Annotated in this window: 9 protein-coding genes and 1 pseudogene; 2 read left to right on the top strand and 8 right to left on the bottom strand. The window is 42.4% G+C overall.

The annotated features are described in order from the left end of the window. Positions 1–33: 33 nt before the first annotated feature. Positions 34–1,395, top strand: coding sequence for a hypothetical protein (locus tag NSQ64_RS02355; protein ID WP_341014841.1), 1,362 nt, complete (start codon positions 34–36; stop codon positions 1,393–1,395). A 242-nt stretch (positions 1,396–1,637) separates the two neighbouring features. Here NSQ64_RS02355 and NSQ64_RS02350 read toward each other — a convergent pair whose 3' ends face one another. The 7 genes from NSQ64_RS02350 to NSQ64_RS02320 form a co-directional block, all read right to left on the bottom strand. Then, complete coding sequence (locus NSQ64_RS02350) at positions 1,638–2,948, bottom strand: MFS transporter (protein ID WP_268438513.1); 1,311 nt, start codon at positions 2,946–2,948, stop codon at positions 1,638–1,640. A gap of 45 nt (positions 2,949–2,993) precedes the next feature. Further along, the gene (locus tag NSQ64_RS02345; RefSeq protein WP_341014838.1) at positions 2,994–4,196 is read right to left on the bottom strand and encodes a CaiB/BaiF CoA transferase family protein; all 1,203 of its coding nucleotides are present in this window, start codon (positions 4,194–4,196) and stop codon (positions 2,994–2,996) included. Positions 4,197–4,283: 87 nt separating this feature from the next. After that, the gene (locus NSQ64_RS02340; RefSeq protein ID WP_024718975.1) at positions 4,284–4,664 is read right to left on the bottom strand and encodes a cupin domain-containing protein; all 381 of its coding nucleotides are present in this window, start codon (positions 4,662–4,664) and stop codon (positions 4,284–4,286) included. 23 nt (positions 4,665–4,687) lie between these two features. Beyond that, positions 4,688–6,448 carry a thiamine pyrophosphate-binding protein gene (locus NSQ64_RS02335; RefSeq protein WP_045034610.1) on the bottom strand — a complete coding sequence of 587 codons (1,761 nt, stop codon included), beginning with the start codon at positions 6,446–6,448 and terminating at the stop codon, positions 4,688–4,690. 38 nt (positions 6,449–6,486) lie between these two features. Continuing rightward, positions 6,487–7,260, bottom strand: a complete 774-nt coding sequence (gene aroD / locus NSQ64_RS02330) for a type I 3-dehydroquinate dehydratase (protein WP_341014835.1) — start codon at positions 7,258–7,260, stop codon at positions 6,487–6,489. 9 nt (positions 7,261–7,269) lie between these two features. Beyond that, entirely contained in the window at positions 7,270–8,703 is a 1,434-nt protein-coding gene (locus NSQ64_RS02325) for an aldehyde dehydrogenase family protein (protein WP_341014833.1), read from the bottom strand. Continuing rightward, a complete protein-coding gene (locus tag NSQ64_RS02320; RefSeq protein WP_025206709.1) occupies positions 8,700–9,557 on the bottom strand; it encodes a citryl-CoA lyase in 858 nt (285 codons plus the stop codon). Before NSQ64_RS02320 ends, NSQ64_RS02325 begins: the two co-directional genes overlap by 4 nt. A gap of 304 nt (positions 9,558–9,861) precedes the next feature. Between NSQ64_RS02320 and NSQ64_RS02315 the strand changes: the two are divergent. Next, positions 9,862–10,191, top strand: a pseudogene (locus NSQ64_RS02315) (sporulation protein); the annotation flags it as partial. 249 nt (positions 10,192–10,440) lie between these two features. Here the strand turns inward: NSQ64_RS02315 and NSQ64_RS02310 are convergent. Next, positions 10,441–11,553, bottom strand: coding sequence for a Rap family tetratricopeptide repeat protein (locus tag NSQ64_RS02310; RefSeq protein ID WP_041106640.1), 1,113 nt, complete (start codon positions 11,551–11,553; stop codon positions 10,441–10,443). Positions 11,554–12,614: the final 1,061 nt, after the last annotated feature.

The raw sequence follows: 12,614 nt of genomic DNA, 5'->3' as shown, positions 1-12,614 counted from the left end.
AAAACCGATAGATGTTTTGATGGAGGAGATATCATGATCTACCTGCTCATTTTCACACTTCTTATTAGCTTATACATCGTTCATCAACTATTCCCTGCTCCCATTCTCTCCTATTTGGTTGGTCTGCTGGCGGCTGCTTCGCTCACCATTTCCTTTAAGAAGGCCAATGGGCTTTATTTGAAAACGGGTGCTATGTTTCTCTTGATTGGATTGGTGTTATTTTTCTGGTCAGAACAGCCTTTGCATACGCTTTTTCTTCATTTTCATTCCATGCTAGGCTTGCTTTCTTTATTTTTCATGTTGCCATTTATTCATTCTCTCATACATGTTGGACATTTCGATACTCAATTAAATAAACTGCTTACCTTACATACAACGAGTACAAATCAGCTTTATCGCAAGAGTTCATTTGTCACTCATGTTCTTGGCATGTTTTTAAATATCGCAACGATTCCCTTATTATATACATCCTTAAAACCGTCGCTGAACGCCCTTCAGGAACAAGTCAAACAGCACCTTTATACGCGCAATCTTTTAAGGTCATATGCGCTATGTCTTAGCTGGAGTCCTGTCGAAGTACTGGTGAGTGTTACCATTGATGCAACCAAATTGAAATATTATCAGATTGCACCCGTTACCTTTTGTTTAATGGTGCTTGTGCTGTTGACGGATTGGTTGCTGTTTTCTCGTCAAAGCAAACGATTGCCGCATATCATCCAGCCGGCAGAAGCTTACTCCAACCCTCATCGCATCAAGAGAAAAACCCTTCAGCTTGCTTTCATGCTGCTCAGTTTTATGACAGTCGTTTCGCTTGTTGACGCCTGGATTGGGAAAGGTTATCTGTTCGCTGTTGTGCTGACGATTATTCCTTTCGCTCTATTATTCTCGTCTATCATCAAAAAACGAAAACAATATGTAGCCGTCTCTATTCCCCATTGGAAAGAACGGACCCGCCAGCTCTCCAATTATATGTGTCTATTTTTAAGCGCGGGCTTCTTTGTCGATATGCTGCTTGTCACAAACAGCCTGCAGCCGATTCAAGCATTTATCGTCAGTATATCAGATCATGCCATTTGGGTTTATGGGGTCATCGGGCTGTATTTTCTCATCACCGCTCTTTGCGGTTTTCACCCGCTCGTTTCGCTTGCTCTCTTAGTGAGCTTGATGGCACCTGTCATTCATGAACTGCCTGCCCTTCCCATCGCAATCATGCTCATTATCGCTGGAACCTCAACGGTCATGTTTAGCCCATATAATGTATCTGTCTCCCTATTAGCCGATTTGATGAAGGTCAACCCTTACCGAATCACTCGATGGAATATCTGGTTTGCTGGTTTTTATATCAGCATGGGTATCGCATGTGCAACGATCATCACCGTCATCTTTTATTCATAGAAAAAGAGAACCCAATGAGTTCTCTTTTAAGATTGTTGACAAAGGGCTAAAATGAATTTGATTTTAGCCCCTTGTCTTTTTTTCAGTGTGATAGAAAACCTTTGCAACCCTAGGAAGGGCGAGTACCGGCGCGGAGCGAATTTGACATTCGTGAGCACCGGCACGCAGGACTGACACCGAATGCGAGGGTTTGTCTACACGCTGAAAGAGAACCCAATGAGTTCTCTTTTTCTTACTCTCTATTATTTTAATTGAATCCGTTCAATCTTACCCACAATAAAGATATACGACAACGCTCCGCCTAATGCCACTAGGCTGACGAATAAAATACCGCCGTTGTAAGAGCCTGTCGCCGATACAATGAATCCGATGATCAGCGGGGTGATGATGCCGGATAAGTTAGCAAAAAAGTTGAATACGCCGCCAGCCAGCCCGACCATTTCTCTTGGTGCCACCTCAGACAGCATGGTCCAGGAGATATTAGACAGTCCTTGCGCAAAGGATGCGATGGATAAAATAGTCAGCACAAGCGGGATATTCGTTGTAAAATTCGCTAAAACAATGGTACTTGTCAGAAGCAGACCGACCACAACCGGCAGCTTTCTCGCTACATTGACCGATACACCCTTTTTAAGCAGCCAGTCAGACACATAGCCTCCAAACAGCACTCCAAAGAATGCAGCGATGTATGGCAGGGATGCCGCAAAACCCACTTTGAGAAAGGCCATATTTTTCGCCTCTGCTAAATAGGTCGGAAACCATGTTAAAAAGAAAAAGAGGGTAGACGCAACAGAAAATTGACCAATATAGAGTCCAATCAATTTACGATATTTCAAAAGTGCGGCAAAGTCTGCCCATTTCAGTTTCTCCTGTGATGCCACTGTCAGCCCTTCGCCTTGACGGATCAATTCTAACTCATCTTCATTGATCTTTGGATGCTCTTTCGGTTCGTGATAAAACTTGTACCAAAAGAAAGCAAATATAATACCGAGCGCACCAGCAGTGATAAAGACGGTTCTCCAATCGAAAGTTGTCATGATCCAAAAAAGAAGAGGTGTCGCAAATGCAAGCCCCACATACTCTCCAGCGGTATAAACCCCTGTTGCAAATGCGCGTTCCCGCCTTGGAAACCATGTGGTCACAATGCGATTATTCGCAGGAAATGCGGGAGATTCTGTAATTCCGATAAACAAACGGCAGCCAAATAAGAAGGCAAAGCTGTTCGCAAACGCCTGTAAACCGGTGAAAATAGACCAAGTAATGAGTGATATTCCATACGTTACCTTTGATCCAAACTTATCAAGAATAAAGCCGCCAGGGATCTGCATGGCTGTATAGGTCCAGCTAAATGCTGAAAAGATGAGGCCTAATAAGGCAGGGTTTAATTGCAATGAAGACTGAATCGCAGGTGCAACAATGGATACACTGGCTCGATCAATATAGTTAATAGCGGTAATAAAAAACAACAGAATCAAGATGCCGAAACGAGCTTTTGTTGGTTTCACATAAGCAGGCCGCAAGTCGTTCCCCTTCAGTTCTGAATGCACTTTCATAACCATCCTCCTTTGTTTCCGCAGCGTGCGGATCGGTTGAGTGTCTTAAATGACCCCTTTTTCTTCTAACTGTTTACACTCTTCTTCTGTGAAGCCAAGCATTTTCGTTAAAATGTCATAATTATGTTCACCTAAATCAGGCGCAATATGGCGAATACGGCCGGGGGTTTTTTCAAACTTCGGAATGATTCCAGGCACCTTCACTTTTCCAAGACGTGGATGATGCACCTCGACAATATTTTCTCGTGCTTTAAATTGCGGATGCTCAAAGATATCCCGAATGCTTAGAATCGGACTCACAGGCACACCATGTGTATCTAGAATGTCTAGGACGTCATCTCTTGTTTTGGACGCAATCCACTGCGAGACGATCGCATCCATTTCATCGTTATGCTTCAGCCTGGCTGCATTCACAGAGAATTTCTCGTTCTCTAGTAAATCTAAGCGATTCATCGCCTCTGCCAATCGATTAAAGGTCGAATCTGTACTCGTCACAAGAACCAAATAATGCCCGTCCTTTGTCTCATAGGTGCCGGCAGGGCTTGAATGACCGCTTAACCCTGGTGCACGCTCACGCACCTTCCCTAGCTTGTCATATTCAGCAACCAAAAATTCTAACATGCGGAACACAGATTCATAGAGAGCCAAATCCACCATTTGCCCTGTTCCTTCTGGATGTGTGTCACGGTAATACATCGCTGTCACAGTGGCAAACGCCACATAGATTCCTGCGATATAATCCGTAAGGGAAAAGGACGGGCTGACTGGATGCCGATCTGGAAACCCTTGAATATATGTAAAGCCGCTAAATGCCGTCGCAGGTGTACCAAATCCCGCCTTGTCCTTAAATGGACCGGTTTGCCCATAACCCGAAACTCGAATCATAATTAAACGAGGGTTGATTTCTTTTAATACATCGTACCCAACGTCCCATTTTTCAAGTGTGCCCGGACGAAAATTTTCAATGATCACATCAACCTGCGCTGCAAGCTTTTTAAAAATGTCTTTTGCTTCTTCTTTGTGTAGATCGAGTGTAAGAGATTTCTTATTCCTTGAAAGCCCTGACCATCTCAAAGGTTCACCATCTGCAAAAGGGCCAACATGCCGCAGTGTATCCCCTTTTCCAGGAATCTCGACTTTAATGACCTCTGCACCGAAATCTCCTAGAAGCACCGCGCCGTATGGTGCAGCAATCATCGTAGAAACATCTAATATTTTGATTCCTTCAAGTGGTGTATTCTTATTCATTGCTTGACTCCCTTTCGTTCAATTGATAAAGGGCTAAAATGCTTTCTATTTTAGCCCCTTTTCTTCTTTCTCTCGTGCAAGGTTTCTTTAGTCCTTCGGCAGCTGCCCTTGCGGTGTATAGAGCCAAATCAGCCATAAAGGTTCGTCCCCTGTGTTCACATGCTGATGCGAGACACCGTCTGGAATAAACATAAAGTCATTTTGTTTAAATGATTGTCTTTCTCCATCGCAAATGACTTCGCCAGACCCTTTAATCACATAATCAAATTCCTCTGAACCCGGGTGATTGTGTACTGAGCTTGCTTCTCCCGGCTCAAAAATAGTGAGACCTGCCATCATATGCTCTGATCCAACGGTATCTGGTGTGATCGTTTGAAACACCTTCCGAATCATGTTCTCTTCTGGATGATCTAAACCTAACCATAATGGATGACCGTCTTGAAATGGATTTAACACTTTAATTTTCATTGTTGATTCCTCCCTATTCATGTTTAGTTCACACTGACATGTGAACGTTTTGTATTTGGTGAATAAATATCATTAATGTTCCAATGTCCATCAGTAGGCACAGGATCATTTTTCATCGCTACATCAATGACACATGGTTCCTGAGAAGCGATCGCTTCAGCCAAAGCTTCTTTGAATTCAGAAGCCGCCGTAATTTTGATCCCCTTCATCCCATAACCTCTTGCAATGGCTGCAAAATCAGGCGAATAGCTTTCTCCATCTTTTCTAAAAACAGTGCCGTATGTCGTTTCATAGTGTGCCATTTGCAAGCCGGCGATCGTCCCAAACGCACTGTTGTTCATCACAATCCACACGACAGGAATGTTTTCTTCCATAGCTGTTGCGAGAACAGATGGATTTTGACCGAATCCGCCGTCCCCGACAAGTGATACAACGACACGGTCAGGCTGGGCAATCTTTGCTCCAAGTGCAGCGGGAGCGCCAAATCCCATCGTCGCAAAACCACCTGGGGTTAAAATAGTGCCTGGCGTGTATACAGGAAATTGCTGTCCGACCCCATTTTTATTCCAGCCAACATCGGTTGTAATGAAGGCATCAGGCGGCAATACTTCCCGCACTTCCTGCAAAATACGTTGTGGTTTCATTGGGAAAGACTCGTCTTGAATATTCGTCAAATTGCTCTTCTGAAATTCCTCACGATATACCGCAATGTCCTTTTTCAATTGAGGGCGATCCAGACCTTCTGGCAGCCTTTCTTTCGCCACACGATTGAGTACGGTCAGGGCCTGCTTGAGATCTGCTACCGCTCCAATTTCCACAGGATAATTTCGGCCAATTTCATTCGGATCAATGTCAATATGAATGAGCTTGGTTGATTGGAAATTGAACGTATACTCCGATTCCCACGAACTCGCATCTGCTTCAGCAAAACGGGTGCCTAAAGCCAATATATAGTCCGCTGCTTTACACTGATCATTGATAAATTTCGTCCCCCAAAACCCTGTCATGCCAAGGGTCATTGGATGATCATCTGGCATCGCCCCTTTCCCCATCAAAGAATGGGCAACAGGGATACTCAAATGGTCAGAAAATGCCTTTAACTCTTCTGCTGCATCGGCTAGTAAAATGCCTCCCCCTACATATAAGAGCGGTTTGTCTGCCTGCAGCAATCGATCTAATATCCGATTCGCTGTTTGATCATCAATAGATGGTTTTTCAACGGTGTGTGTATGATGAGCGATTTGTTCAAATAACGACACATCTAAGTCTTTTGAGAACACATCCATCGGAACTGAAATCAGGACTGGCCCAGGGCGGCCGCTTTCAGCTAACTGAAACGCTTTTGATAGAATTTCTGGAAATAATTCTGGAATGTCAACTCGCCATGCTCTTTTCACAAACGGGCGATAAATTTCGTATTGAGAAGCATCGGAATGAAGATTGATTTCTTGGTGTGGGTGCTTTCCGTAGTAATGACTTGGAACATCTCCTGCAATAACAACCATTGGAATGGAATCGAGTGCGGCATTCGCTACGCCTGTTGCCGCATTGGTGAGTCCAGGACCTAAATGACTGAGCACAACAGCCGTCTGTTTTTTCGCTCGTGCATAACCGTCTGCTGCATGCGCCGCTATCTGTTCATGTCTGACATTCACAAATTGAATACGGCTTTTTTCTAGCGCTGATAAAAAAGCAATATTCGTATGACCGCACAGACCGAAGATATGCTCAACTCCTCGATTTTCTAAATACTGAATGACCTGTGTAGATATATTCTTCTTCATGTTTCTCTCCTCTCACGGTGCAGCTATGAATCTGCTACTCACTGATTCTTTGAAAACACAATCGATAGAACGGTATTCAAATCCTGTATCGCAACTTGTCCAGGTGCTGAGCTTTCTTTCCCTACAGCAAAGGTCATGATAGACCCAAAGAGTCCACCTACCATTCTTGTGAAGGCGCCATATTCCCCCATCGCCATCGAAATAACGGGGATGGACAGATGCTTTTTCGCCTTGCCTGTCGCAGAGAGCAGTGTCAATGCATCCTCATAGGAATGCGGCATGACGGCGATCTTTGCGATATCGGCGCCAACCGATTCTGCATGGGTGAATAGCTCCACGAGCCGATCCGCCGCAGGGGTACGCTGGAAATCGTGGTACGACACAATCAAGATGACCCCGTTTCTCTTAGCCGCCTGACTGACTTGCTGGATATGCGAGACATCATGCATTAATTCAAAATCAACGGCAGCCACAAGCTGAGTGGCACAAAGCTCAACAAGCAGGGAAACCTTTTCATCCTCTGAGAGTGAGATGCGTTCGCCGCCCTCTTTTTCAGAACGAATGGTGAATAAAAATGGGATGCTATCTGCCTTTTCGATCATCCCTTTTAGGGTGTCGATGACTTGTTCCTTGTCATTGAGGTGATTGAAAAAATCCGCTCGCCACTCTATCACATCAGGCTTTTTCTCAGCTAACACCTCAACTTCAAGAAACAATTCTTCCTTTGTTTGTCCAATGAGCGGCGTACAAATCATTGGCTGACCGCCATTTTGCACATTTTTTAACTTTTGCTGAAAGACATTCACATCCATCTGCCCCCTTTATAGCCCATTTGGCAGCACAACCATTTTGGTTTCGGTCATCTCCTCGATGGCGAAACGTGGGCCTTCCCTTCCAATACCGCTTCGTTTAATCCCGCCATATGGCCAGTGATCTAGTCTGAAATTCGATGTCCCATTGATGACTACGCCGCCAGTTTCAAGCTCTTTTGCTGCGTGTAACGCAACATCTAGCTGATTCGTAAAGACACCTGCCTGCAAACCATATCGACTATCGTTTGCTTCTTTGATTGCCTCATCCAGCTCCTCATATGGGAGAATGCTGACAACTGGACCGAACACTTCTTCACAGACGACCTTGGCTTGTTTTGGCGGGTTTAGCAAAATAGCCGGTGTGATGCTTGCGCCATTTCGTTGTCCTCCAGATAGAAGCTCGGCACCCATTTTCTCTGCCTCTTGTATCCAAGCCTCCACACGTTTTGCTGCCTGTACATCAACCATACAGCCGATATCACTTTCACTAGACAGCGGATCTCCAACGACGAGCTGCTCTACTTTTTGTTTAAGTGTCTCAGTAAATGACGACATAATTTGCTTGTGGACATAAATTCTTTGAACAGAAATACAGCTTTGACCAGAGTTGCTAAAGCCCGTTTTGGCACAAAGAGATGCGGCTAGCTCGATATCTGCATCATGATGAACAATCGTCGCTCCATTTCCTCCGAGTTCCAGCAGTACCTTTTTTAATCCAGCAGAGTTTGAAATATGTTCTCCGCCCACCGCACCGCCAGTAAAAGAAACAAGATTGGTTCTTTCATCAGTGACTAACTGTCTGCCGGCGTCTACTCCTCCAATCACAAGCTGCAGGCTCTTTTCAGGAAACCCTGCTTCAAGCAGGAGCTTAACAAACGCTGTGGCAACAGCTGATGTTTGCGGTGCTGGCTTTAAAATAATGGCATTCCCTGCCGCAAAAGCTGGACCGATTTTGTGACAAATTAAGTTGAGAGGCGCATTAAAAGGCGTAATCGCCAGCACAACCCCAACCGGCACTTTAAATGTCATCGCCATTGCTCTCTGTCCACGGGAAGATACATTGCCAGGAATGGTCTCACCGATTAGTCGATTGGCTTCTTCGGCAGACTGCGCCAGCGTTTCAATTGATCGTGAGACTTCATCTCTTGTATTTTTAAGCGGTTTGCCTAATTCTAAAGAAATGAGTTTTGCAAAATGCTCTTTTTGTTCTTCCAATAAGGCAGCTGCCTTTGTTAGAAGCGTTGAGCGTTCTAATGCTGATATTGCCGCTAATTGTTTTTTAGCTTGCTGCGCAATAGAAAGTGCCTGTTCTATATCTTCTGAGGATGCAAGATAGGATGTACCGATCATTTCCCCAGAGTATGGATTGATAATGCCTTCTTTGACATGGTTTGCATCCAGCCATTCGCCGTTTATATATGACAACGCTTTCAATTCACTCAAATTCTCTCACCCTCCTTCAAGTGACGCGTCCCGACCCCCGCATAACGAACAAGTCTTTCTTCATTCGGACAAGGACCTTTCACTAGGGCACCTTTTGTCAGCTCTTCATATGCATGCGCCACGATGCCCATTCCTCTGGATAAGGAAAAGATGCCTTTTGCCGCTTCAGCTGGAATGTTTAATTCACATTGGATCGCAGCAGATACACCATCTATGTTCATCGTGATTTTTTTCCCTTTTAATTGTTCAAGTTCATGTCTAATCGCCTCAGCTAACCGTAAGTACGTTCCGCTGATATCACCTTGCTGCACATATGTTTGACTCAGCTCATACAGCCGTCTCACTCTCGGATCATCATCATGCAGCTGATGACCGATTCCCGGAATTTTTTCCTTGCGAGCTAACCATGTCTGACATACTTGCTTTGCAGCAGACTTGATATCCTTGTGTTCATCGTAGGCTGCTTTGGCTTCGTATAACATACGCATCGCCTTTTCTCCGGCTCCGCCATGAATATCACCTAATAGATTCACCCCTGTTGCAACAGAAGAATTAAACGAAATGCCGCACGTAACCGCCATTCTTGCCGCTGCAATAGACGGTGCTCTTGGCCCATGATCCGCACCTGCGACAAGAACACTTTCAAAAAGAGCTGCCTTCGAATCATCTAGTAATTCACCAACAAGCAGTAGATAAAGCATCTGTGGATACGATAATTGACCAATAAGCTCTTCAATTGGATAGCCCCGAAGTTCAATTGAATTTTTTTGAATATGACTAATCTCAGTCTCCCACCAAGCGCCTCCTTCTTTGTATATTTCCAGTGCACTTCGATTTTTCATTGTGTGAATCATTCCTTTAGCCACTTATTTGGAGATGAACGACTCCTTTATTCCGTCTAGTGGAATTCAATTTCACTTTTTGGAATGTGTTTTCATTGTAAGCGCATTCGTTTTTATCGTCAATCATTTTTTCTGAAAATACTGTCAATAGAAGTGAAATTAAGTGAATCGAACTAATTATGTTTTCTTTTTTAATCAAAAAAATTGATATTTAGTTAAATGGACTTAAGTAGATCGTTCTACTAATTTAATGAATTTTTGGTTGTTTTGTCAAACCCACTTCGACATAAAAAAACCTCTCCTTCTTCTGGAGAGGTCTCAGTATGATGTGAAATTGAAGTTTCCGTTTGATAAGTATCCAGAAACAGCACGAGACATAAAAAATGCTATAAAAAAGGGCGCTTCTGCCGTCTGCACGATTGATAAAGAAGGTGCCGATAAAAATGGAGAAGAATCATTGAAAAACATACAAGTAAAAAGGGAATATGATCGAGATGAATTCCCTATGGCTATGTGTGAAGAAGGCGGTGCAGGAGCCGATATAGAATAAATATCTCTTTCAGACAATCGAGGTGCGGGATATTGGGTGTCCCATCAACTAAATGAATACGAAGATGGAACGGCAGTACTGTTTGTTGTTGATTAGGGTTATGCAACTTTGAATTAGATCACAGCTTACTCAAAAAATCCCTATCCAATTGGAAGGGATTTTTTCTGAGTGTCTGTTAGTGCATTGGTGTTGTTCCAGAAGAATTTCCAAATAGACAGACCCAAAAGGTCTGCCATTTTTCATGTACCTAATCGAATAGCCAACTCCATAGCAGTCTCGGTATGATTCAGATATAAACCACCAACCAACATCATGATCGCAAGACCAGCTAAAACAAAGCTTTTTCTAATGTTCATACAAACAGTCGCCCCTTCGAATTTGTTTTTGAGCGTACACCATTTGCTGATACAAATATACAGATTCCTCCATACGCTCACATTTAGTATAAAATTCTGCGGACTCTAATGCCAGTTCTTCTAAATATGGATAACCCCTAATGTTATCAAATCGTTTCAAAATATCCTTGAGATCATCAAGATTAAGTGGCTTTATATATAGGTTTACAAGAAAATCGTACAAAGATTCGAATAATTGATCAGGGTTTGATTTTAGATAATCTATGCCACGCTGCAAATATTCCTTGGCCAATTCATCGTTACCCAATTTAAAATGGATCAGAGCCTGCTGATAAAGGATTGCTCGTATGTGAGAATGACGTTTCAAATAAATTTCAGCTTCCTCCAAATGATCTAATGCCAACTGATATTTTTCCAAACTAGAATAACAGTGACCCAAGTTCATCAAACTTATACCAATCATTAATTCATCCTTAATCGCATGTGATTTTTCTAATGCTTTGTCTAAATGCGGGAGAGACTTTTCAGAACTGTTAAGATCAATATAATTTCCTGAAACAACAAAACGAGACTGAATTTCTCGGACAAGATATGTCGGGTGCGCCTTATATGTATCAAGGGCTAGCATGATGTAATACATAGACATTTGAGTTTGCTTCATGTGATAGAAAATCTCTGCCATCTTGAAGTAAAACTCTGCTCTTTCAACTTCATCCGCCACTCGATCCAACCGTTTTTCTGCCTGTCGATAAAAAGTAATCGCAGTAATGTAATCACCTTGCGAAAACTCATACATCCCTTTGAAAAAATTAAAATAGTATTCCAGGATTCCAGTAAGCTTCCGCCCTTGCCCTTCAACTGATCGCAGGTACTCCGCTTTGTTTAATTTCCGAGCTCCTAGATTCATGTATTCAAGCATTTGTTCGTGGCGGAATTCCATAAGCTGAAAATAAAGAACAGCTTGCTCATCTTCCTCCATGATGTCTAAATCCCTTCTGATCTCACTCCGAAGCATTTCCGCATCTGTTACATTCAGCCTCTTGATATTCTGATACCATTCATTAATCTTCTGACCGATTTTCGCTGAAGATACAGCTGCCATTCATTCATCCCCCTCAATTTTTGCCGTTTTATGTTAAATCCTAGCACATGAAATACGTCCAAAACCCATTTTAGTTCCAATTTTGAAAATTTTCGGTATCTCGCAAACAGATTTTCAAACTGATTTCAGTAGCCAAAACGAAAAAACACATTTAAAGCCCTTATAAGCGTTTTTGACACACCACCCCTACTTTTAATACCTAAACAAAAAAGCGATCAGAATCAAATCTGAGCGATCTCAACTGAAATTTTTAAGTAAACCTCTATGTAAGTGTTAAAATCTCTTGATTTCCGTCAAGCGCCTTTCAAGAAGCAGCCTAGCTCTTTCTTTTTCGTTTTCGTTCCTCTTTAGCCTTGATTAAAAACAAAACTGAAACACCTAGAATGAGAAATCCTAGCTCAAACAGGTTTATTCCTACTTCTATCTTCACATGATTCACCTCCGCAGTGACTGGATTTTATCACAAAAAAAATCCGTCAAAATGAAGCACTGAAAAATAAAAAAAGTGTTTGCGGATACCGCAAGCAAAATGGAATTTTTCAACAAAAACATAATATTTTTTTTAAAAAAAACAGGCTCTCCAGCCTGTTCATTAGCGATAATTGACAATCTAATTCTTCTCTATTCGAAATTTCTCCTCCCAATTAAAAGAACCATAATTGCGGACACCGCAACTGAAAAATAAAATTCCCACCATATTACCAATTATAAAGAAATAAATGGTAGCATTGGAATGTATCAAAGAAAGTGAGTGATTTTTATAAGCACATGTCTCTTATGACTCTTTATGCAACCATTTTTTAGACTCTCTTATGATCCCCCAAAATAGGAACCTGTACAGAACTACAAGCAAGAAAAAAGTATAAACAAACTCAAAGGGAGAGAATGGTTCATAATCAATTATGTATGCATTAATAAACACTATTACCAAAGAAAACAATTCCATCAAAGAATCTATAAATCTGTTTTCTTTGAACACGTCCCTTGTCTTTTTGAAATTAAAGATGTCTTTAATTTCCCCACTGGAAAACCCTTTGATTAAAGCTAACCCTATCAAGTAC

Origin of the sequence: Bacillus sp. FSL W8-0183, assembly GCF_038006825.1 — a bacterium.
Taxonomy (GTDB): domain Bacteria; phylum Bacillota; class Bacilli; order Bacillales; family Bacillaceae; genus Bacillus; species Bacillus altitudinis.
This window is presented reverse-complemented; position numbering and strand designations above follow the sequence as displayed.